Genomic DNA, 22,295 nt, shown 5'->3' with positions numbered 1-22,295 from the left:
GGCGAACGCACGGCGCCGCACACGACGCAAGGGACACGGCACACGCGATTACCGGATTCCCGCACCGCGGCATACGGTTCGTCCGTGCCGTCTTCCGCCCGAGCAGCCGCTCGCGATGCCGAGGCCAACCCCGCCTTCCGCGTCGCGGCGCGCACGGGATACGTCGCCAACGGCATCCTGCACCTGCTCATCGGCGCCCTCGTGCTCGCCGTCGGCTTCGGTGCGGCCGAAGACACCGACCAGACCGGGGCATTCCGAGCCCTCGCGGCGGTGCCGCTCGGTGCCGTGGCCCTCTGGGCTCTGGCGATCGGACTCGTCGCCCTGGGCTGCTGGCACCTGCTGCAGGCCGTCGCTCCCCGTCACCTGTCGGGGTGGCGCCGCCTCGCGCGGATCGCGGCCGAGGCGCCGCAGGGCCTCGTCTTCGTCGTCATCGGGATCCTCTCGGCCTCGGTCGCGCTCGGCGCGCGCCCCCGCGCCGAGCAGGCCGCCGAAGACGCCAGCGCCGCCGTGCTGACCCTTCCCCTCGGCGGGCTGCTGCTGGGCACCACCGGAGTCGTCGTCGCGAGCGTCGGCATCGGCTTCGTGTGGATGGGACTGCGCCGCTCGTTCCACTCCAAGGTGCGCATCCCCGACGGACCGGCGGGCCACGCCCTCAGCGCGCTCGGGGTGGTCGGCTTCCTCGCCAAGGGCGTCGCGCTCGGGATCGTCGGGGTGCTGCTCGTCGTGGCCGCCGTGACCGTCGAGCCCGATACCGCGGGCGGCCTCGACGGCGCGGTGTCGGCGCTGATCGCGCTTCCCACCGGGCCGGTGCTGGCGTTCCTCGTGGGCCTGGGCTTCGTCGCCTACGGCGTGTTCACGGTGTTCCGTGCCCGCTACGCCCGGCTCGACGTCTGAGCGTCAGTCCAACGCGGGGTCGCGCCCGGTGCGCTCCCCCGTGTCGAGCGTGGCGATCGCCGCGTGGTCGTCGGCGTCGAGGGTGAAGTCGAAGACGTCGCCGTTCTCGCGCAGACGCGAGAGTGACACCGACTTGGGGAACACGACCAGGCCGCGGTCGAGGTGCCAGCGGACGACGACCTGGGCCGGAGTCTTGCCGTAGCGCTCGGCGATCCGCATCAGCACGGGCTCGTCGAGCAGTCCGCCGCGCGCCAGCGGCGCCCACGACTCGGTGACGATGCCGTGCGCGGAGTCCCAGTCGACGAGGCCGTTCTGCGGGAAGCGCGGGTGCAGTTCGACCTGGTTCACCGCGGGGAGCACGCCCGTCTCATCGCGCAGCCGCTCGAGGTGCGGGATGGCGAAGTTGCTGACGCCGATCGAGGTGGCCCGTCCCTCGTCGCGCAGGCGCAGCAGGGCGCGCCAGGTGTCGACGTAGCGGTCCGCGCTGGGGATGGGCCAGTGGATCAGGTACAGGTCGACCCGGTCGAGGCCCAGCCGTGCGCTGCTGGCGTCGAACGCGCGCAGCGTCTCATCGAACCCCTGGTCGTCGTTCCACACCTTGGTCGTGACGAACAGGTCGTCGCGGTCGAGCCCCGACGCGCGCAGTCCCTCGCCGACCTCGGTCTCGTTGCCGTAGAGCGCGGCCGTGTCGACGTGACGGTAGCCCGCGGCGAGCGCGCCGGCGACCAGGTCGGCGGTGACGTCGGCGGGCACCTTGTAGGTGCCGATGCCGAGCTGCGGGATCGTGGAATCGTCGGACAGCGACAGGCGGGGGGCGGCGATCATGGCATCCACGCTACCGGCGCGCGCACCTACCGGGTCGGTCAAAGGCGGAACGGCACCCCGGTCGACTTCGCGTCGGCGGGGTGCCGTTCCGGCGGATCGATCAGCGGGTGAGCGCCGCCACCGCGTCGGCGACCGCGAGCGTCTCGCGCTCGCCCGTGCGGCGGTCCCACAGCTCGACCTTGCCCTCGGCGGCGCCGCGGCCGACGATGAGGATGCGCGGGATGCCGACGAGCTCGGCGTCGCCGAACTTGACGCCGGGCGAGACCTTGGGGCGGTCGTCGTAGAGCACGTCGCGCCCCGCGGCCTCGAGCTGGGCGGCGACCGACTCGGCGAGCTCGAACGCCGCCGAGTCGCGACCGGTGGCGACGACGTGCACGTCGAAGGGGGCGACCGACTCGGGCCAGATCAGGCCCTTCGCGTCGTTGTTGAGCTCGGCGATGATCGCGAGGATGCGGGTGACGCCGATGCCGTACGAGCCCATCGTGACCGTGGCGAGCTTGCCGTTCTCGTCGAGCACCTTCAGGCCCAGGGCCTCGGCGTACTTGCGACCGAGCTGGAAGACGTGACCGATCTCCATGCCGCGCGCGAGCTCCACGGGGCCCGAGCCGTCGGGAGCGGGGTCTCCGGGGCGCACGGTCGACACCTCGACGAAGCCGTCGCCGACGAAGTCGCGGCCGGCGACGAGCGAGTGCACGTGCTTCTGGTCGACGTTGGCGCCGGTGATCCAGGCGGTGCCGTCGACGACGCGCGGGTCGAGGACGTAACGGATGCCGGTGGCCGATTCCTCGCCCAGCACGGCGCCCGTCGGCGACCAGGGGCCGATGTAGCCCTTGACCAGCAGGGGGTGCTTGGCGAAGTCTGCTTCGGTCGCGGCTTCGACCTCGGCGGGCGCGAAGGCGACCTCGACGCGCTTGTCGTCGACGTCGCGGTCGCCGGGAAGACCCACGACGACGAGCTCGCGCGTGCCGTCGAGGTGGGTGAGGGCCATCACGACGTTCTTCAGCGTGTGGGCGGCGGTCCACTCGGTGGCCCCGTCGGTCGCCGGGCCGGCGATGCCGGGGGCGGGTGCGTCGAGGTGGGCGTTGCTGTGGTCGACGAGGGTCGCGATGGTGGGGGTGTTCGGGGAGTCGAAGATCACGGCATCCGGGCGGCCCTCGATCGACAGCGACTCGGGCACGACCGTGGTGAACGCCTCGACGTTGGCCGCGTAGCCTCCGGCGGAGCGCACGAAGGTGTCTTCGCCGATGGGGGTCGGGTGCAGGAACTCCTCCGACTTCGAGCCGCCCATGGCACCGGCGTCAGCGGCGACGATGACGTACTCGAGGCCCAGGCGCGTGAAGATGCGCTCGTAGGCATCGCGCTGCGCCTGGTACGAGACGTCGAGTCCCGCATCGGTCGCGTCGAACGAGTACGCGTCCTTCATCGTGAACTCGCGGCCGCGCAGCAGGCCGGCGCGGGGGCGCGCCTCGTCACGGTACTTGTCCTGGATCTGGTAGAGCGTCAGCGGCAGGTCCTTGTACGAGGAGTACAGGTCCTTCACCAGCAGGGTGAACATCTCTTCGTGCGTGGGAGCGAGCAGGTAGTCGGCACCCTTGCGATCCTGAAGGCGGAACAGCGCGTCGCCGTACTCCTCCCATCGACCGGTCTGCTCGTACGGATCGCGGGGCAGGAGCGCGGGGAAGTGCACCTCGAAGGCACCGGCGTTCGCCATCTCCTCGCGCACGACCGCCTCGATCTTGGCCTTGACCTTCAGGCCCAGCGGCAGCCAGGCGAAGATGCCCGGCGCGTTACGGCGGATGTAGCCGGCCCGCACGAGCAGGCGGTGGCTGGCCACCTCGGCATCGGAGGGGTCTTCACGGAGCGTGCGGAGGAAGAAGTTCGACAGACGGGTCACCACGAGAGTCGAGTCTAGGGCGGCGGGTGGGAGGTGGATGCCGAGAGCTCAGCCGAGGGCGGAGATGATCGCCGCGGTCACGGCTCGCAGCTGTTCCCGCGACAGATTCTCGCCGCTGACGTCGACGACCCCTCCGGCGGCGTTCGCGAGAAGGCGCCCGCCGTTGCCGTCTGCCGCGGGCATCCACCAGGCTGCTTGCGCTCCGCCGACCTCGACGGGGCTGCCGCCCGACTGCTCCCCCTCGCCCGGATCGGATCGCGCACCCGCGGCGAGGCTGACCCGCAGGCTGGGAGGATTCGTCTCGTCGTACGAGACCGGGGCGAACGTGCACCAGGATGCCGCGCCCCGGGCCGTGAGAACCTCCCAGGCCTGACCTTGCGGCACGTTGTCGGTTCCGAGCGGTCCGAGATCGTCACGCCCGAGTGCCCCCTCCACCGCCCCCTCGAGCTGCTCGCCGCAGTCGGCGAGGCGCCACGCGCCGGGCGAGAGGGGCCGCTCGGTCCCCGGCGACACGGCTGCGCGCGCACCCGCCTCCGCGACCGCACGTACCGCGGTGGCGCCGTCGTCGGAACCGACGACCACCCACGCGTCGCCGAACCGCTCCGAGTAGTCGCAGGGTCCACCCCCGTCGCAGACGGGTGCCGCGCCGACCCGCGACCGGACCTCGTCCGGCACGACGGACCACGGCAGGACGGTGAGGTTCACCACCTGCCATTCGGTCGGGTCCTGGGCGCGCCACTGGCACGAGATCCCGCCGAGCCACCTCGCGTCCCACACGATCGGCTCCCGCGACAGCCGCATCTCCACGCCCGCGACGGCCGAGACCGTGCTGTCGTCGAAGACGGTCGAACAGTCGCCGCCGAAAGCCAGAGCCGGCGCGGTCGGGGTCGGCGAGGGAGCGGTCGGGCTCAGGGTGGGCGTCGGCGTCGCGGTGAAGCGGGGCGTCGGCGCGGTCGCGCTCGGCGACGGCGGGGTCGCGATCTCGGGCGCGCTCAGCGTCGACGTCGCCGCCACTCCCCCGGCGATCGCGACGATCAGAGCCGCCGCCACCGATCCCGCGATCCAGGTGCCCCGGTGGGCGCCCGTCGGGGTGATCCCCCGCGCACCGCCGAGGATGCGTGCGCGCATCGCCGCTCGCTCATCGGGCGTCAGCTCGTCGTTCATGCGCGTGCTCCTTCCGGCGCGAGGTCGTCGCGCATCTTCGCCTTCGCGCGGGCGAGACGCGACTTGACCGTTCCCGCGGGGATGCCGAGGGCTTGGGCCACCTCGCGTTCGGCGTAGCCCTCGAGCACCGCCAGCACGACGACGGCCTGCTCCCGTTCGGGGAGCCGTTTCAGGGCGCCCAGCACGGCGCCGTCGTCGACGTCGGGCGCCGGAGCGGGCAGTGCCGCGGGCACACGCTCGAGCAGGGTGCGGTACCGCCTCCCCGAGCGCTCGAGGTTGCGGGCGCAGTGCGCCACCGCCGTCAGCAGCCACGGCAGCGGAGACCCGTCGACCAGACGCACCGCCGCGCGTTTGCGCCAGAGTTCGAAGAACGCCACCGTCACGGCATCCTTCGCGTCCTCCCGGTGCGTGAGCAGTCTCGTGGCGTGGCGGAACAGCCGCGCTTCGTGCCGATCGAACAGCGCGGCGAGCGCGAGCTCGTCGCCTCGGCATACCCGGGACCAGAGCCCGGCGTCGTCGTCATCCACACTCTGTAGTGTCCACATCCCGCCCATCGGTTCCCTCGCGGGGAATGTTTTCGATGTCGAATCGGTAACGACGTCGCCGATCGGCGTCGACGGGCGCGCCGGATGCCGGGTGTGCGGCGCCCGCGCCGCGGGCATCGTCGACGCAGCCCCCGCGCCGTAGCCTGGAACGATGACCACGGTGCTTCTCACGGGCTTCGAGCCGTTCGCCGGTGACGCGACCAACCCCTCCGGTGATGCGGTGCGCGCCGTCTCGGCGGGCTGGAGCGGCCCCGAAGAGCTGATCGTCGAGGTGCTGCCGGTCACCTTCGACCGGGCGGACGCGCAGCTGCGGGCCCTCATCGACCGGCATCGACCCGACGTGGTGATCGCCACGGGACTCGCCGGCGGTCGCACGCAGGTCACCCCGGAGCGCGTGGCCATCAACCTGGCCGATGCCCGCATCCCCGACAACGACGGCGCCCAGCCCGTCGACCGCCCGATCGTCGAGGGCGCGCCCGCGGCGTACTTCGCGACCGTCCCGGTCAAGGCGATGGCGGCGGCGATGGGCGAGGCCGGCCTTCCCGCCGCGGTGTCGTACTCGGCGGGCACGTTCGTGTGCAACCACGTGATGTTCGCCGCCCTGCACGCGACGGCATCGACGCCGGGGGCGCGCGCCGGGTTCGTGCACGTCCCGTACGCGAGCGAGGACGCCCCGGCCGGCGCCCCGTCGCTCCCGCTGGCCGACATCGTGCGCGCGCTCGAGAGCGCGGTGCGCGCCGCGATCGACGTGCCGACGGATCTCGCCGTGTCGGCCGGCACCCTGCACTGAGGCCGCGCGCAGCCCCCGGGCTTACCCGGCGCGACGCCCCACGTGCAGCACCGCGCGCGTGACGAGGCCCGCCACGAGCGCCCAGAAGGCCGCGCTCACCCCGAACACCGCGATCCCGGATGCCGCGACCAGGAACGTCACCACGGCGGGGAGCCGCTCGCCGGGATCATCGATGGCCTGCTGCACCGCCGAGCCGAACGCGCCGAACAGCGCGACGCCCGCCACCGCCGGGATGACGCCCGCCGGGGCCAGCAGCACGATCGCGGCGAAGGCCGCCGACAGCGCGCCCAGAACGAGATAGGTGCTGCCCGCCGAGACGCCCGCCACCCAGCGCTTCTTCGGGTCGGGGTGGGAGTCGGGGCCGGCGGCGATCGCCGCGCTGATGGCCCCCAGGTTCATCGCGTGTCCGCCGAAGCCCGCCGCGGCGGCCGATCCGAGGCCGGTGACCAGCATCGCGGGGCGCCACGGGATCGTGTAGCCGAGGCTGCGCATCACGGCGACGCCGGGGACGTTCTGCGACGCCATGGTCACCACGAACAGCGGCAGCGCGATGCCCACCACCGATCCGACGGTGAGCGTGGGAACGGTGAACTCCAGCCGCGGCAGCAAGGTCGCGGCATCCGCGTCGACGCCGGTGCGCGCCAGCTCCACGGCGACCACGGCGATGGCGGCGAGGAAGGCCAGCGGCACGGCCCAGCGGGGCAGCAGACGCGAGGCCACGAGCCAGACGATCAGCACCGGCGCCACGCCCCACGGGTCTTGGATCAGGCCGAGGAACGGGGCCACGCACAGCGGCAGCAGCACGCCGGCCAGCATCGCCTGCGCGATCGAGGGGGGAATGCGGGCGATCAGGGCCCCGAGCGGGGGGAAGAGCGCGGTGCAGAGGATGAGCGCCGCCGACACGAGGAAGCCGCCCACCACGGCCGGCCATTCGCCGTCGACGGCGCCCGTGGCGGCGAGAAGCGCGACGCCGGGGGTCGACCACGCGACGGTGATCGGGATGCGGTAGCGCCCCGCGAGAACGATGCACCCGACACCGACGACGAGGGTGATGGCGAGCAGCCCGCTGGCCGCCTGCTCCGCCGTCGCCCCGACGGCCCGGAGACCGGTGAGGACGACCGCGAAGGTGCTGGTGAAACCGACGAGGGCGGTGACCACCCCGGCGATGAGCGGACGGGTGAGGGAGGCGGCGGGATTCTCGGTCATGACGATGCCGACGCTAGCGGACCGTCACGGCGCAACGCCCGCACTGCGCACGCAGGCCAGCGCTCGGCGCGCCGGGTCTCCCCGCGGCCGGGCGGAGCCGGGGCGCGTCAGGCCGTGATGACCTGCGCGGTACCGGTGGCGGCGTCGGGGCCCATCTCGGCGGCGAGGCGGTTGGCCTCGGCGATGAGGGTCGCCACGATCTCGGACTCGGGGACGGTCTTCACGACCTCGCCCTTCACGAAGATCTGGCCCTTGCCGTTGCCGGAGGCGACGCCCAGGTCGGCGTCGCGCGCCTCACCGGGGCCGTTGACGACGCAGCCCATGACGGCCACGCGCAGCGGCACGGTCATGTCCTTGAGGCCCTCGGTGACGTCGTCGGCGAGCGTGTAGACGTCGACCTGCGCACGGCCGCACGAGGGGCACGAGACGATCTCGAGCTTGCGCTCGCGGAGGTTCAGCGACTGCAGGATCTGGTGGCCGACCTTGACCTCCTCGGCGGGCGGGGCCGAGAGCGAGACGCGGATCGTGTCGCCGATGCCCTCCGACAGCAGGATGCCGAACGCCGTGGCGCTCTTGATGGTGCCCTGGAACGCGGGGCCGGCCTCGGTCACACCGAGGTGCAGGGGCCAGTCGCCCCGCTGGGCGAGCAGGCGGTAGGCCTTCACCATGACGATGGGGTCGTTGTGCTTGACCGAGATCTTGAAGTCGTGGAAGTCGTGCTCCTCGAACAGCGAGGCCTCCCACACGGCGCTCTCGACGAGCGCCTCGGGCGTGGCCTTGCCGTACTTCTCGAGCAGGCGGCGATCGAGCGACCCGGCGTTGACGCCGATACGCAGCGACACGCCCGCGGCCTTGGCCGCCTTCGCGATCGCGCCGACCTGGTCGTCGAACTTGCGGATGTTGCCCGGGTTCACGCGCACCGCGCCACAGCCGGCGTCGATCGCCTGGAAGACGTACTTCGGCTGGAAGTGGATGTCGGCGATGACCGGGATCTGGCTCTTCTTGGCGATGATGTGCAGCACGTCGGCGTCGTCTTGCGACGGTACGGCCACGCGCACGATCTCGCAGCCGGATGCCGTGAGCTCGGCGATCTGCTGAAGGGTGGCGTTGATGTTGGTGGTGGGAGTCGTGCACATCGATTGCACGCTCACGGGGGCGTCACCGCCCACGAGCACCTTGCCCACCTTGATCTGGCGGGTCTTGCGACGAGGCGCGAGGACCTCCGGCACGCGGGGCATCCCGATGTTCACTGCAGGCACGGACTCAGCCTACGCCGTGGTACCCGGACGGGGGCTGAAGGTGCCCTGTGGTAGGTTCGGCGCCATGCGCGCGCACACATCCTGGTGGCACACCGTCTAGGCGGTGCGCTCGCATGCAACAGACCGCCCTCCCCCTGGGGAACCCGGGCGGTCTTCGTGTTTTCGGCGGCCGCTTTGGACCCTCGCTCACAGACGGAAGTTATCTCGATGACCGGGCCCGACCCCTCCTCCCTGCTCCTCGACCTCGCCGCAGGTTCTGCTCCCTTCGCCGTGATCGCCCGTGACGGCGTCACGGTCGAAGTCCTCACGGGCGACGTCGTCGACGTCGACCTGCTGGCCGACGTGCCGCTCGTCGACGACGCCGGCACACCCCGCGAAGTGCTCGCCCTCGTGCCGTACCGCCAGGTGCGCGAGCGCGGCTTCGTCTGCCACGACGACGGCGCGCCGCTGCGATGCCTCGTGATCGACCAGCGCGTCTCGCTCCCCCGCGCCGAGGTGCTGGCATCGCTGCCGACGACCGCGATCCCCCTGCAGGACGCCGGCTTCGACATCACCGACGAGGACTACGCCGACATCGTGCGCGAGGTCATCGCCGATGAGATCGGCCGCGGCGAGGGCGCCAACTTCGTCATCCGTCGCGACTTCGTCGCCGGGGTCGACGTCGACCCGCGGATCGCCGCGCTCACCTGGTTCCGGGCGCTGCTCGAGCACGAGAAGGGCGCCTACTGGACCTTCGCCGTCGTCACGGACGGGCACATCGCCGTGGGCGCGAGCCCCGAGGCGCACGTCAGCGCCCAGGGCGGCATCGTCACGATGAACCCCATCTCGGGCACCTTCCGCCACCCGGCGGGCGGGGCGACGGCCGAGACCCTCGCGGAGTTCCTGCGCTCGACCAAAGAGACCGAAGAGCTCTTCATGGTCGTCGACGAGGAGCTGAAGATGATGAGCGCCGTCTGCAGCGACGGCGGACGCATCACCGGTCCCCACCTCAAAGAGATGTCGCGGCTCACGCACACCGAGTACATGCTGCGCGGGCGCAGCGACCTCGACCCGCGCGACATCCTGCGCGAGACGATGTTCGCGCCCACCGTCACCGGCTCCCCCATGCAGAACGCCTGCACGGTCATCGCGCGCCACGAGACGACCCCCCGCGGCTACTACTCCGGGGTCGCCGCCCTCTTCACACCCAACGGCGCCACCGAGGGACCCACGCACGACCTCGACGCGCCCATCCTCATCCGCACGGCCTACCTGGTCGACGGGCGCCTGCGCGTGCCGGTCGGCGCGACGCTCGTGCGCCACTCCGACCCGTACGGCGAGGTCGGCGAGACCCACGGCAAGGCCGCCGGTGTGCTCGGCGCCATCGGCGCGATCCCCCGCGACACGACGCCCGCCGCTCCCGCCGACGCCGACCCCGACGCACCGGCGGCCCCGCGCCGCCCCCTCGGCGAGGATCCCGCGATCGCCGAGCTGCTGGCATCCCGCAACGACCGTCTCGCCCCGTTCTGGATGAACCCGCAGGACCCCGACGGATCCGGTCCCTTCGCCGGTCGCACGGCGCTCGTCGTCGACGCCGAGGACCGCTTCACCACGATGCTCGCGCACCAGCTGCGCCACCTGGGTCTCGACACCCGTATCGTGCACTGGTCCGAGGTCTCCGACGACGACCTCGACGCCGCCGACCTGGTGGTCTCGGGCCCCGGCCCCGGCGACCCGCGCGACGACAGCCCGCGGATGAGCGCGATGCGCCACGTCGTCGGACGCCGCCGCGCCGCATCGACGCCGCTCCTGGCGGTGTGCCTGAGCCACCAGATCCTCGCCGACTCGCTGGGGATCGACCTCGAACCCCTCGCCCGGCCGCACCAGGGCCTGCAGAAGAGCGTCGAGCTGTTCGGCGAGTCCGCCTCGATCGGGTTCTACAACACGTTCACGGCGCGGGTGGCTGCCGGAGACACGCAGCGCGGCCTCGCCGTCGGCTCCGCAGCCGGCACGACGCAGACCGTCACCGACGTCGCGGCGGATGCCGAGACGGGCGACGTCTACGCGCTCCGTGGCCCGGGCTACGCCTCGGTGCAGGGTCACCTCGAGTCGATCCTGTCGCGCGACGGCATGCGCACGCTGGAGCGTCTCATCGGCCACGTGCTCTGAGGCCGGGGGCGAACAGCACGCCTCCTGCACAAGCGACAGCGGCCGCCCCCGTTCCGGGTGCGGCCGCGTCGATGTGCCGGAGCACTGCGCCGGCGACGAGAGCGCCGCGTCCGCCTAGAGCAGCTTCACCGGGTTGAAGATGTCGGCGAGGAACAGCACGCCGCCCATCCCGACGAGCAGGATCACCACCACGAAGGTCACCGGCACCAGGCGGGTGGCGTCGACCGGCTTCGCGATGCGCCCGCGAGCCCGCGCGAGGGCTTTCTTCAGACCGTCCCACAGGGCGACGACGATGTGGCCGCCGTCGAGCGGCAGCAGCGGGATGAGGTTGAAGACGAAGAGAGCGACGTTCAGACCCGCCAGGAGGGCGATGATCGACTGCACTCGGTCGAGGATCGGCGCGTCCACCGCGGCGATGTCGCCCGCGAGGCGGCCCGCACCCACCACGCTCATGGGGCTGGTGGGGTCTCGGGGCTGACCGGTGAGGGTGTCGACCGCGGTGTCGTAGATGCGCACGGGCAGGGTCGCCACGATCCGACCGACCGCCTCGATCTGGGTGATCGTCGCCTGGGGACCGCTCCACAGGGGCTGCGGCACGAGGGACTGCTGCGCGGTCACGCCGGCGAAGCCGACGGTCTCGAACTCGGGGGCACCCGACGCGTCGACGACCGGGCGACCCTGGGCGTCGGTGACGGCGCGATCGGTGGTCTGCGGGGTGAACTGCACGGTCTGCTGCGCGCCATCGCGTTCGATGACGACCGAGAGAGGCGTGCCCGGCGAGCGCTGGATGATCGCCGCGGCGTCGGCGAACGTCGCCACCGGCGTCCCGTCGATCGACACGATCGTGTCGCCCGGCTCGATGCCCGCGGCGGCGGCGGGGGCGACGGGATCGGTCGACGTGCACGCGTCGCGCTGCTGGCTCGCCGGGATCACGCACTGCGAGACCGACGCGACGGTGGTGGTGCCCTGCTGCACGCCGATGCCGCTCAGCGCGATCGAGAACAGCACGACGGCGAGCACGAGGTTCATCAGCGGGCCGCCGAGCATGACGATGACGCGCTTCCAGACCGGGAGCTTGTAGAAGACGCGATCGTCGGCGGCGACGAGCGTCTCGGCGTTGGCGTCGCGGGCGTCCTGCACCATCGTGGCGAAGAAGCGCGACCGGCGGGTGCCGGGCTCGCCCTCGTCGGGGGCGGGCGGATACATGCCCGCCATCGAGATGTACCCGCCGAGCGGCAGGGCCTTGACGCCGTACTCGGTCTCGCCGATGCGCTTGGACCAGAGCGTGGGCCCCAGGCCGATCATGTACTGCCCGACGCGCACGCCGAAGAGTTTGGCGGGCACCAGGTGCCCGACCTCGTGCAACGCGATCGAGACGGCCAGGCCGAGCACGAGCACGATGACGCCGAGGAGGAACGCGATCGCAGTCACCCGCCGACGATACCGCCGCATCCCTTTGAACCGCCCGTGCGGCCGCGATGCGGTGTCTGTGCGACACCGGATGCGACAATGGACGAGATGCCGACCCACGCGCCCTCGAACCTCCCGCCCGTGCTCCGGCCGGAGCGTCCGCCCCGCCGCGACCTCGCGGAACTCGCCCGCCGCTTCGGCGTGCGCAGCTCCGGCGACGTCGACGGCACGACCCTCACCGGCATCACGCTGGCCACCGCCGATCTGCGCGCGGGCGAGGCCTTCGTCGCGATCCGCGGAGTCAACCGCCACGGTGCCGAGTTCAGCGCGACCGCCGCCGAGCGCGGTGCGGTCGCGGTGATCACCGATGCCGACGGCGCCGAGATCGCGGGCCCCGCGGGTCTTCCGATCGTCGTGGTCGACGACCCCCGCGCCCTGCTGGGCGACCTGTCGGCCTGGGTCTACGGCACCGGTCCCGACGACGAGCTCCCCCAACTGCTCGCCACGACCGGCACGAACGGCAAGACGAGCGTGTCGCACCTGCTCGAGGGGATCCTGGGGCAGCTCGGGGTCGTCACGGGTCTGTCGTCGACGGCCGAGCGTCACATCGCGGGCGACGTCATCGTGTCGCGGTTGACGACTCCCGAGGCCTCGGAGTTCCATGCCCTGCTCGCCCTCATGCGCGAGCGCGGCGTGCAGGCCGTCGCGGTCGAGGTCAGCGCGCAGGCGCTCACCCGGCACCGCGTCGACGGTCTGGTCTTCGACGTCGCCGGCTTCACTAACCTCACCCACGACCACCTCGACGACTACGCCGACATGCGCGAGTACTTCGAGGCCAAGCTCCCGCTGTTCCGTCCCGACCGCGCACGACGGGGGGTCGTCTGCCTCGACTCCGCCTCGGGTGCCGAGATCGCGGCCCGCGCCGAGATCCCCGTCGTGACCATCGCGACGCCGGCCATCGCCGACGACGCCGCCGCGGCGGAGCACGCCGACTGGGTCGTCGAGATCGTCGACGAGCGTCAGGAGGGCACCGAGTTCACGCTGCGCGATCGCGCGGGCCGCTCGCTCACCACGGTGGTGCCGGTGATCGGCCGGCACATGGCCGCCAACGCGGGTCTGGCGATCGTCATGCTGCTCGAGACCGGCTACACGTGGGAGCACCTGTTCAGCACCCTCGACGGCGAGCGCATCGAGGCCTCGCTCCCCGGCCGCACGCAGCTCGTCTCGGGCGCCGACGGGCCCGCGGTCTACGTCGACTTCGGGCACTCCCCCGACGCGTTCAAGAAGACGCTCGCGGCGGTCCGCCGCGTGACGCCCGGAAAGGTCGTCATGGTGTTCGGCGCCGACGGCGATCGCGACGCGACCAAGCGTCTCGACATGGGCCGCACCGCCGTCCTGGGCAGCGACGTGCTCATCGTCACCGACCACCACCCCCGTCACGAGAACCCGGATGCCATTCGCACGGTGCTCGTCGAGGGCGCGCGTCGTGCCCGCCCCGACGCCGAGGTCCACGAGTTCACCCCGCCCGAGCGGGCGATCCTCGAGGCCGTGAAGCTCGTCGGCGAGGGCGACGCCATCCTGTGGGCCGGCCCCGGCCACCAGGATTACCGCGACATCCGGGGCGTTCGCACCCCGTACTCGGCGCGGGAGCTCTCGCGCCGCGCGCTGCGCGCGGCCGGCTGGGCCGTGCCGGATCCGCAGTGGCCCGTCCCGTATCCCGCCGACCAGACGCCGTCGTCGGATCCCGAGCGCCCGGTCGACTTCCCGGCCTGACGCCCGCCCGTCCCGCGGATCCGCGGCCCGACGCCGCCCGGCGCGTGAGGACGGCGCTGCCGCCCCGCGCGCGAAGCCCCGCGGGAGCGGGAGCCCGCGAGCCGTCGTCAGCGCGCGGCGATGATCTCGTCGGCCGTGCGTCGCGCCCAGGCCTCGGCCTCGGCCAGCGACTCCCGCGTGAGCGTGGACGGCGGCTCGTGCTGGTCGACCACGCGTTCGATGAGGTCGACGATGTCCAGGAAGCTCAGCCGCCCCTCGTGGAACGCGTCGACGGCCTGCTCGTTGGCGGCGTTGAACACGGCGGGGTAGGTCGCCCCCGCGCGTCCGACGCGCTTGGCCAGGGCGACCGAGCCGAAGGCCTCCTCATCGAGGGGCTCGAAGGTCCACTGCGAGGCGCGCGTCCAATCCAGGGGCGCGCCGACGCCGGCGACGCGGTGCGGCCAGTCGAGCCCGAGCGAGATGGGCAGTCGCATGTCGGGCGGCGACGCCTGGGCGATCGTGGAGCCGTCGACGAACTCCACCATCGAGTGCACGATCGACTGCGGGTGCACCGTGACGTCGATGCGGTCGTAGGGCACGTCGAACAGCAGGTGCGCCTCGATGACCTCGAGGCCCTTGTTGACCAGGGTGGCGGAGTTGGTGGTGACCACGCGGCCCATGTCCCAGGTCGGGTGCGCGAGCGCCTCGGCGGGGGTGACCTCGGCGAGCTGGGCCCGCGAGCGCCCGCGGAACGGACCTCCGGATGCCGTGAGCACCAGCCGGCGCACCTCGTGCGCCTCACCGGAGCGCAACGCCTGCGCGATCGCGGAGTGCTCGGAGTCGACCGGAACGATCTGGCCCGGCGCGGCGAGCGCGGTGACGAGCGGACCGCCGACGATCAGCGACTCCTTGTTGGCGAGGGCGAGGGTGCGGCCCTCTTCGAGCGCGGCGATCGTGGGGCCGAGGCCGACCGAACCGGTGATCCCGTTGAGCACCACGTCGGCGTCGACGTCGCGGACGAGATGCTCGGCGTCGGTCGCGCCGAGCGCCGTGTGCTCCACGCCGAACTCGACGGCCTGCGCCTGGAGTCCGGCGCGATCGGTGCCGGCGGCGAGGCCGACGACCTCGAAGCGGTCGGCGTTGGCGCGGATGACGTCGAGCGCCTGGGTGCCGATCGAACCGGTGGAACCGAGGATGAGGACGCGGCGCATCCCGTCAGCCTACTGAGCGGCGGCGGGAGCGTGCTGGACGCCGAGGATGTCGACCACGAAGACGAGGGTCGAGTTCGCCGGGATCGATCCTTTCTCCTCGTCGCCGTAGCCGTCGGCGGGAGGGATGACGGCGAGCACCTGCGAGCCGACCGTCTGGCCCTCGAGAGCCTGCCGGAAGCCCGCGACGACACCCGTGGTCGGGAACTCGGTGGGCATGCCCTTGTCCCAGCTCGAGTCGAACACGGTACCGCCGTCGTAGAGCACGCCGGTGTACTGCACGATCACCTGGTCGCCGGGGTTGACCACGTCGCCGTCGCCCCGGCGCAGGTTCTCGATGCGCGTCTCGGCGGGAGCGGGCGTGGTCGGCACGGTGATGGTGGGAGCGCCGTCGTCGGCCAGCGTGACCGTGGGCATGCCGTCGACAGGCGGGACCTCGGTGCCGGTGGCGCGCGTGGGCAGCTCTGCGATGGCGTCGGCCACGAGCACGTAGGCCGGCGACCCGTCGCCGAGCAGCCCGGCGGGGAAGGTCGACACCGTGCGCGAGCCGATCGGCACGCACGACAGGGCCGCGCCGAAGATCTGCTGCGCGTTGACGACCATGTCCATGCCCGCGGGATCGGTCGTCAGGGAGTCGAGCGCGACGGCACCGCTGGCGGCGTCGATCACGGTGTAGTTCGCCCTGACGATGTCGCCGGGGGCGATCTCGGCGCCCGAGCCCTCGATGAGGGTGGTGCGCTGCACGTCGGTCGGCGCGAAGCCGTCGGGACGCGTGACGGTGACGGGGCCCTGGAAGTCGCCCGACACCTCGAGCCCGGCGGGGACCTCGCCGGTGAACGGGGTCTGGCACGCTCCGGCGTCCGGGGTCGCACTGGCATCCGGGGTCTGCGCCTGATCGGGCGAACCGGTGCATCCGGCCAGCAGCAGCACCGCGGCGGCGGCGACGGACAGGGAAGCGATCGGGCGGAAGCGCACGGGAGACCTCTCGAGAAGAACGGGGAACGTCCATCCTGACGCACCCGGCTTTGTCGATCCTGGGAGTCCCCGCGCGCACACCGTCGCGCCCGGGCACGCAGACGCGGGTGCGCACACGCGGGCGGGCATGCGCGACCCGGCATGCGGCGGCGAGTAACCTCGACAGGTGAGTTCCGACGCTGCCGAGACCCCCGCCGCCGCGCCGCAGCAGATGGGTGCGGCCTACGGCCTCGGCCGTTTCCTGATCGCCCCGCTGGCGCGGGCCGTCTACCGCCCGCGCATCGAGGGCCGTGAGAACGTGCCGCGCACCGGACCGGTGATCTTCGCCAGCAACCACCTGTCGTTCATCGACTCGATCGCCATCCCGGTCGCCGCTCCCCGCCCCGTGCACTTCATGGCGAAGTCGTCGTACTTCGAGAAGTGGGCCTCGCGGCAGTTCTTCACCGCCATCGGCGCGATCCCCGTCGAGCGCGGCGCCGGTCAGAAGGCCCTCGACGCGCTCGATCAGCAGCGCGCCCTGCTCGACGACGGCCGCGCGGTGGCCCTGTACCCCGAGGGCACGCGGTCTCTCGACGGCCGGTTGTACAAGGGGCGCACGGGTGTGGCGTTCCTCGCTCTGCAGACCGGGGCCCCCGTCGTTCCGGTCGGTCTCATCGGCACCGACAAGGTCATGCCCGTGGGCGCGAAGATCCCGACGACCCAGGAGCGCATCACGGTGCGCTTCGGCACGCCCCTCGACCTCTCCCCGCACGGCCCCGCGTCCTCGGGCCGCGCGCGTCGACTCGCGACCGACGAGATCATGGCCGCGATCCACGCGCTCAGCGAGCAGCAGCTCGCGAACGCGTACAACGAGGCTCCGGCCCAGAACCCCCTCGAGCGCATCAAGCAGGTCTTGCCGCACGAGCGCCTCTGAGCCTTTGCCGCTTGACGCGGCGACGCACGGCGAGCAGGGTCGGGAGTGACGGCCCCGCGCCGTCGACGCCACGACGAGGAGGCACCCGTGAAGAAGTTCGTGAACGACCCGGCCGACGTTCTGGCCGAAGCTCTGCGAGGGATCCAGGCCGCGCACCCCGAGTTACGGGTGGATGCCGAGAACCGGGTGATTCTGCGGGCGGAACCCACGCGCACGGGCAAGGTGGCGCTGGTGTCGGGCGGAGGGTCCGGTCACGAGCCGATGCACGGCGGGTTCGTCGGGCGGGGCATGCTCGACGCCGCCGCCGCGGGCGAGGTGTTCACCTCCCCCACCCCCGACCAGGTGCTCGCCGCCACGCAGGCGGTCGATGCGGGCGCCGGCGTGCTGCACATCGTGAAGAACTACACCGGCGACGTGCTGAACTTCGAGATGGCGGCCGAGCTCGCCGCCGCCGAGGGCGTCGAGGTCGAGTCGGTCCTCGTCGCCGACGACGTGGCCGTGCAGGATTCGACCTGGACCGCCGGACGCCGCGGGACCGGCACCACCGTCATCCTCGAGAAGATCGTCGGGGCACGGGCCGAAGAAGGCGCCGACCTCGCCGCCGTGGCCGACCTCGCACGACGCGTCGCCGCCGCCGGGCGTTCGATGGGCGTCGCGCTCACGAGTTGCACGGTGCCCGCCGCCGGTCGCCCCACGTTCGAGCTGCCCGACGACGAGATGGAGGTCGGAGTCGGCATCCACGGCGAACCGGGCCGCTCGCGCGTGAAGCTGGCATCCGCGCACGAGATCGCCGCCCTCCTGGTCGACCCGATCGTCCACGACTTCGGCGAGCCGGTGGGACCCGCGATCGTCCTGCTGTCGGGTCTGGGCGCGACGCCCCTCATCGAGCAGTACCTGCTCTACGGAGAGATCGCTCCGCTGCTGGCCGCGGCCGGCGTCGAGGTGCAGCGGGTGCTGATCGGCGACTACATCACGAGTCTCGACATGGCCGGCGCCTCGCTCACCGTCGTGAAGGCCGACGACGAGATGCTGCGCCTCTGGGATGCGCCCGTCGTGACCCCGGGCCTGCGGTGGGGCGCATGAGCGGCACCGTCGCGCTCGACGACCTCGTGTCGTGGATCCGGGCGTTCCGCGACACCGTCCAGCAGCACAAAGACGAGCTGACGCAGCTCGACTCCGCCATCGGCGACGCCGATCACGGCTCGAACATGGCGCGCGGTCTCGATGCCGTCGTCGCGCGGCTCGACCCCCTGCCCGCCAGCCCGACCGACCTGTTCAAGACCGTCGGAATGACGCTCGTCTCGTCGGTCGGCGGCGCGAGCGGTCCGCTGTACGGCACCCTGTTCCTGCGCATGGGGCCCGCGCTGAGCGAGGGAGAGGTGGATGCCACCACCCTCGGTGCCGCCCTCCGCGCCGGCGTCGAGGGGGTCGTCGCCCGGGGCAAGGCCGAGCTCGGCGACAAGACGATGATCGACGCGCTCTCGCCCGCCGTGGACGCCTGGGACACCGCCGCGGCCGCCGGGGCGACGCCGGCCGACGCCGCGCGGGCCGCGGCCGAGGCGGCGGCCCGCGGTCGCGACGCGACCGAGCCGCTCGTCGCCCGCAAGGGCCGGGCGAGCTACCTCGGCGAGCGCAGCGCCGGCCACCTCGACCCCGGGGCGACCTCGGCGACGATGCTGCTCGAGGCCCTACGCGACACGTTGGCGGCGGCCGAGTGATCGGGATCGTCGCGGTCTCGCACAGCCGCGCGCTGGCCGATGCCGCCGTGCACCTGGCCCTGCAGATGGGCGGCGAGCAGCCGCCCGGGGTGCGCGTGGCCGCGGGCGGTCCCGACGGCGATCTGGGCACGGATGCCGTCGCCATCGCCGCCGCGATCGACGACGCCGACTCCGGCGACGGGGTGCTCGTGCTGATGGACCTCGGTTCCGCGATCCTCAGCGCCGAGACCGCCCTCGAGTTCGTCGCCGCGCCCGACCGGGTGAGGCTGAGCTCCGCGCCGTTCGTCGAGGGGCTCGTGGCCGCGGTGGTCACCGCGGCCGGCGGCGCCGACCTCGACGCCGTGGCCGCCGAGGTGCGGGGCGCGGGCGCGGCGAAACAGCGTCAGCTCGGCGAGGGCGAGGCCACGGCATCCGCGGATCGCGACGACGAACCGACGGCGCACGGCACCGACTCCCCGGCCTCGGTACCCGCCGGCGACAGGGACGCGATCTCGTTCGAGACGGTGGTCGTCAACCCGTCGGGCCTGCACGCGCGCCCGGCGGCCACGTTCGTCAAGGCGGCGTCGCGGTACGACGCCGAGGTGCGTATCGCCGACCTCGACGCGGGCTCCGACGAGGTGTCGGCGCGGAGCCTGCTCGCTCTCATGGCGCTCGGCGTCCGGCAGGGTGCACGGGTGCGGGTGAGCGCGAGTGGCCCGCAGGCCCGTCAGGCCCTCGACGAGCTCCGCGCCCTGATCGACGAGGGCTTCGGCGAGCGCTGACCGAGGCTGGTCAGCGGGTCACGCTCAGCAGGCGGCGCGCCAGCGACTCCTCGACGACGAGCTCCGTGATCAGACCGGCGGCGAGGGCCCCGCGCAGGCCGTCGAGCTTCGAGAGGCTCGACACGACGCAGAAGCGGCGCGGAATGCGCCGGACCGTGTCGAGGTCGGGCCCGCTGGAGCGCGCGTTCAGTTCGGGGACGTCGCTCGAGCCGTCGGCGCGGTAGAACACCGTCGCGCAGTCCCCCACGATGCCCTCGCGTTCGATGACGGCGCGGTCGCGCTCGTCGAAGTAGTCGCCGCTGTAGACGTGCGAGGGCACGTCGGCGTGCGGCGAGCCGAGTCCGAAGACGAACAGGCCGACGCGCTGCTGGATCTCGAGCACGGAGCGCACCGAGCGCTCCCGCCACATCGCCTGCTTGGTGCGCGGGTCGTCGAACAGCGCGGGCACCGGGAATTGGTGCACCGACGACGACCAGGCGGTGCCGAACTTCGACAGGATCTCGCCGGCGTACGGGATGCCGGAGGTGCGCACGTTCGCGGCTCCGTTCATCTGCACGATGTGGGTGTCATGCACGTCTTTCAGCGGCACGTGACGGGCGACGGCCGAGAGGGTCGACCCCCAGGCGACGCCGACGGTCATCGACGACTCCACCCGCTCGGCGAGGATGCGCGCCGCGGTCAGCGCCGTGCGCTCCAGGCGCTCGGCCTCGGAGGTGCGGGCCGGGGTCGGCACGACGTGCGCGGTGATGCCGAATCGATCGGCGATGCGCTGTGCCATCTGGCCCCGGGCGTCGTCGGGCGGGCTGATCGAGATCGTGACGAGACCCACGTCGCGGGCGTGCTGGAGCAGGCGCGACACCGACGAGCGTGACACGCGCATCTCGTGCGCGATGGCGTCCATCGTCAGGTCCTGCATGTAGTACAGCTGCGCCGCGCGCAGTGCATCACGGGACCGCTCTTCCGCCTGCGTCACCATGGTTGCGTTCCCATGAACACCATTGTGCACGTTTGTTCAAGGGGCTTGCAACAACGTGCAGACAGGCGCATTGTGACTGTCGTACCAACAACGAAAGGTCGCAGTCGACATGTCGTCCCCCGCAACACAGCTCCGCGCCGACGTCCAGGCGCTCCGCGACGCCGAGAACCTCGACGTCCTCATCATCGGCGGGGGCATCAACGGCCTCGCCACCCTCCGCGATCTCGCCCTGCAGGGCGTCAGCGTCGCCCTCGTCGAGCGCGGCGACTTCGTGTCGGGCGCCTCGTCGGCGTCGAGCCACATGGTGCACGGCGGTATCCGTTACCTCGAGAACGGCGAGTTCCGCCTCGTCAAAGAGGCCGTGACCGAGCGCAACGACCTGCTCAAGACCGCGCCCCACTACGTCAAGCCGCTCGAGACGACGATCCCGATCTACAAGACGTTCTCCGGCATCCTGTCGGCGCCCTTCCGCCTGCTCGTCACCCACGGCCGCGGAAAGCCCAACGAGCGTGGTGCGTTGCTGATCAAGGTCGGCCTCATCATGTACGACACCTTCTCGCGCGACGGTGGCTCCGTTCCCCGCCACAAGTTCCTCGGCAAGAAGAAGTCGCTGACCGAGCTCCCCCAGCTCAACCCCGACCTGGCCTACACGGCCACGTACTTCGACGCCTCGATGCACGACCCCGAGCGCATCGCGCTCGACGTGCTGCGCGATGGCATCGAAGCCGGCGCCGGTCGCACCCAGGCCGTCAACTACGTCTCGGCGGTCGGCGCCGACGCGAACGGCGTTCGCGTGCGCGACGAGGTCTCGGGCGAGGAGTTCTCGGTCAAGGCGAAGGTCGTGCTCAACACCGCCGGCCCCTGGACCGACCTCGCGAACTCCGCCATGGGGCTCACGACGCAGTTCATGGGCGGCACCAAGGGCTCGCACATCGTGCTCGACAACCCGGAGCTGTTCGCGGCGACCGGTGGGCGCGAGATCTTCTTCGAGCACTCCGACGGCCGCATCGTGCTCATCTACCCGCTCAAGGACCGCGTCCTCGTCGGCACGACCGACATCGACGCCGACCCGTCGAAGCCGGTCGTGTGCACCGACGACGAGATCGAGTACTTCTTCGACCTGATCGGCCACGTGTTCCCCCGCGTCGCCGTCGACCGCTCGCAGATCGTGTACACCTTCTCGGGTATCCGTCCGCTCCCCCGCCACGACGACACCGCGCCCGGCTTCGTGTCGCGCGACTACCGCATCGTCGAAGACGAGGTCGCCGGTGTCCCCTCGATGAGCCTCGTCGGCGGCAAGTGGACCACGTTCCGCGCGCTGGCCGAGCACTTGAGCATGAAAACGCTGCAGAAGCTGCGTCGTCCGCACCGCATCAGCACGCAGGGCCTGCCCATCGGCGGCGGCGCGGGCTTCCCCTCGACCCCCGAGCAGCGGCGCCGCTGGATCGCCACGCGCACGAATGCGCACTCGGCCGAGCTCGTGGATGCCATGCTCGAGCGGTACGGCACGCGCGCCGACGCGATCCTCGCGGTTCTCCCCGCCGAGCCCACCGCCCTGGCGGACGCGGCCGGTTACTACCGCGAAGAGCTGGTCTGGATCGCCCAGAACGAGCAGGTCGTGCACCTGATCGACGTGCTGCTGCGCCGCACCCACCTCGCCTTCGTGGGCGGGATGACCGAGCGCACGCTGCGAGAGGTCGCCGAGACGATCGCGGAGCCCCTCGGTTGGGACTCCGCCCGTGTCGACGAAGAAGTGAACCGTACGACCGAGATCCTGCGCTCCGCCCACCGCGTCGATCTGGCGTCGGCCGGCGTCGCGCGAATCTGAGAGAACGTGCGGGCGCGCCGCCTGTTGCG

Annotated in this window: 19 protein-coding genes; 9 read left to right on the top strand and 10 right to left on the bottom strand. The window is 72.1% G+C overall.

Annotated features, from left to right (window positions below):
• Positions 1-84 precede the first annotated feature (84 nt).
• Entirely contained in the window at positions 85-894 is an 810-nt protein-coding gene (locus tag ASF96_RS16795) for a DUF1206 domain-containing protein (RefSeq protein WP_055834944.1), read from the top strand.
• A gap of 3 nt (positions 895-897) precedes the next feature.
• Here the strand turns inward: ASF96_RS16795 and ASF96_RS06095 are convergent, their stop codons facing one another.
• From ASF96_RS06095 to ASF96_RS06080, 4 genes are all read right to left on the bottom strand, one after another.
• On the bottom strand, positions 898-1,719 hold the full coding sequence (locus ASF96_RS06095) for an aldo/keto reductase (protein WP_055936948.1): 822 nt from the start codon (positions 1,717-1,719) through the stop codon (positions 898-900).
• A 100-nt stretch (positions 1,720-1,819) separates the two neighbouring features.
• Positions 1,820-3,616 carry a proline--tRNA ligase gene (locus ASF96_RS06090; protein WP_055936945.1) on the bottom strand — a complete coding sequence of 599 codons (1,797 nt, stop codon included), beginning with the start codon at positions 3,614-3,616 and terminating at the stop codon, positions 1,820-1,822.
• A 45-nt stretch (positions 3,617-3,661) separates the two neighbouring features.
• Entirely contained in the window at positions 3,662-4,777 is a 1,116-nt protein-coding gene (locus tag ASF96_RS06085; protein ID WP_055936942.1) for a hypothetical protein, read from the bottom strand.
• Complete coding sequence (locus ASF96_RS06080; protein ID WP_055936939.1) at positions 4,774-5,304, bottom strand: RNA polymerase sigma factor; 531 nt, start codon at positions 5,302-5,304, stop codon at positions 4,774-4,776. The genes ASF96_RS06085 and ASF96_RS06080 overlap by 4 nt, the downstream gene beginning before the upstream one ends.
• A 169-nt stretch (positions 5,305-5,473) precedes the next feature.
• On the opposite strand from ASF96_RS06080, the gene pcp reads away from it, so the two are divergent.
• Positions 5,474-6,112, top strand: a complete 639-nt coding sequence (gene pcp, locus ASF96_RS06075) for a pyroglutamyl-peptidase I (RefSeq protein WP_055936935.1) — start codon at positions 5,474-5,476, stop codon at positions 6,110-6,112.
• Between the two features lie 21 nt (positions 6,113-6,133).
• On the opposite strand, the gene ASF96_RS06070 is transcribed toward pcp, so the two are convergent.
• Together ASF96_RS06070 and ispG are read right to left on the bottom strand one after the other, a co-directional pair.
• Positions 6,134-7,318 (bottom strand): benzoate/H(+) symporter BenE family transporter, encoded by a 1,185-nt coding sequence (locus tag ASF96_RS06070; protein ID WP_055936932.1) that lies wholly within the window; start codon positions 7,316-7,318, stop codon positions 6,134-6,136.
• Between the two features lie 107 nt (positions 7,319-7,425).
• Positions 7,426-8,577: a flavodoxin-dependent (E)-4-hydroxy-3-methylbut-2-enyl-diphosphate synthase gene (ispG, locus tag ASF96_RS06065; protein ID WP_200934074.1), complete on the bottom strand. Its 1,152-nt coding sequence runs from the start codon at positions 8,575-8,577 to the stop codon at positions 7,426-7,428.
• 207 nt (positions 8,578-8,784) lie between these two features.
• On the opposite strand from ispG, the gene ASF96_RS06060 reads away from it, so the two are divergent.
• Positions 8,785-10,725, top strand: coding sequence for an anthranilate synthase family protein (locus ASF96_RS06060; RefSeq protein WP_055936929.1), 1,941 nt, complete (start codon positions 8,785-8,787; stop codon positions 10,723-10,725).
• Between the two features lie 114 nt (positions 10,726-10,839).
• Here the strand turns inward: ASF96_RS06060 and ASF96_RS06055 are convergent, their stop codons facing one another.
• Positions 10,840-12,156 carry a M50 family metallopeptidase gene (locus ASF96_RS06055; RefSeq protein ID WP_055936926.1) on the bottom strand — a complete coding sequence of 439 codons (1,317 nt, stop codon included), beginning with the start codon at positions 12,154-12,156 and terminating at the stop codon, positions 10,840-10,842.
• Between the two features lie 87 nt (positions 12,157-12,243).
• Between ASF96_RS06055 and ASF96_RS06050 the strand changes: the two genes are divergently transcribed.
• Positions 12,244-13,908, top strand: coding sequence for a Mur ligase family protein (locus tag ASF96_RS06050; protein WP_055937747.1), 1,665 nt, complete (start codon positions 12,244-12,246; stop codon positions 13,906-13,908).
• A gap of 107 nt (positions 13,909-14,015) precedes the next feature.
• Here ASF96_RS06050 and dxr read toward each other — a convergent pair whose 3' ends face one another.
• Entirely contained in the window at positions 14,016-15,098 is a 1,083-nt protein-coding gene (gene dxr / locus ASF96_RS06045) for a 1-deoxy-D-xylulose-5-phosphate reductoisomerase (protein WP_055936920.1), read from the bottom strand.
• A 9-nt stretch (positions 15,099-15,107) separates the two neighbouring features.
• Positions 15,108-16,070 (bottom strand): FKBP-type peptidyl-prolyl cis-trans isomerase, encoded by a 963-nt coding sequence (locus ASF96_RS06040; protein WP_055936917.1) that lies wholly within the window; start codon positions 16,068-16,070, stop codon positions 15,108-15,110.
• Between the two features lie 211 nt (positions 16,071-16,281).
• Between ASF96_RS06040 and ASF96_RS06035 the strand changes: the two genes are divergently transcribed.
• From ASF96_RS06035 to dhaM, 4 genes are all read left to right on the top strand, one after another.
• Entirely contained in the window at positions 16,282-16,983 is a 702-nt protein-coding gene (locus tag ASF96_RS06035) for a lysophospholipid acyltransferase family protein (protein ID WP_194717045.1), read from the top strand.
• Positions 16,984-17,070: 87 nt separating this feature from the next.
• Positions 17,071-18,066: a dihydroxyacetone kinase subunit DhaK gene (dhaK, locus tag ASF96_RS06030; RefSeq protein WP_055936914.1), complete on the top strand. Its 996-nt coding sequence runs from the start codon at positions 17,071-17,073 to the stop codon at positions 18,064-18,066.
• Positions 18,063-18,701, top strand: a complete 639-nt coding sequence (gene dhaL, locus ASF96_RS06025; protein WP_055937744.1) for a dihydroxyacetone kinase subunit DhaL — start codon at positions 18,063-18,065, stop codon at positions 18,699-18,701. Before dhaK ends, dhaL begins: the two co-directional genes overlap by 4 nt.
• Positions 18,698-19,462 (top strand): dihydroxyacetone kinase phosphoryl donor subunit DhaM, encoded by a 765-nt coding sequence (dhaM, locus tag ASF96_RS06020; protein WP_055936911.1) that lies wholly within the window; start codon positions 18,698-18,700, stop codon positions 19,460-19,462. The genes dhaL and dhaM overlap by 4 nt, the downstream gene beginning before the upstream one ends.
• 10 nt (positions 19,463-19,472) lie before the next feature.
• Here dhaM and ASF96_RS06015 read toward each other — a convergent pair whose 3' ends face one another.
• Positions 19,473-20,438 carry a sugar-binding transcriptional regulator gene (locus ASF96_RS06015; RefSeq protein WP_055834901.1) on the bottom strand — a complete coding sequence of 322 codons (966 nt, stop codon included), beginning with the start codon at positions 20,436-20,438 and terminating at the stop codon, positions 19,473-19,475.
• Between the two features lie 109 nt (positions 20,439-20,547).
• Here ASF96_RS06015 and ASF96_RS06010 point away from each other — a divergent pair, with 109 nt between their 5' ends.
• Entirely contained in the window at positions 20,548-22,266 is a 1,719-nt protein-coding gene (locus tag ASF96_RS06010; RefSeq protein WP_055834898.1) for a glycerol-3-phosphate dehydrogenase/oxidase, read from the top strand.
• Positions 22,267-22,295: the final 29 nt, after the last annotated feature.

It is taken from the genome of Microbacterium sp. Leaf179, assembly GCF_001423785.1.
Taxonomy (GTDB): Bacteria; Actinomycetota; Actinomycetes; order Actinomycetales; family Microbacteriaceae; genus Microbacterium.
The sequence above is the reverse complement of the archived record's forward strand: the minus strand, read 5'-3'. Positions and strand labels throughout refer to the sequence as shown.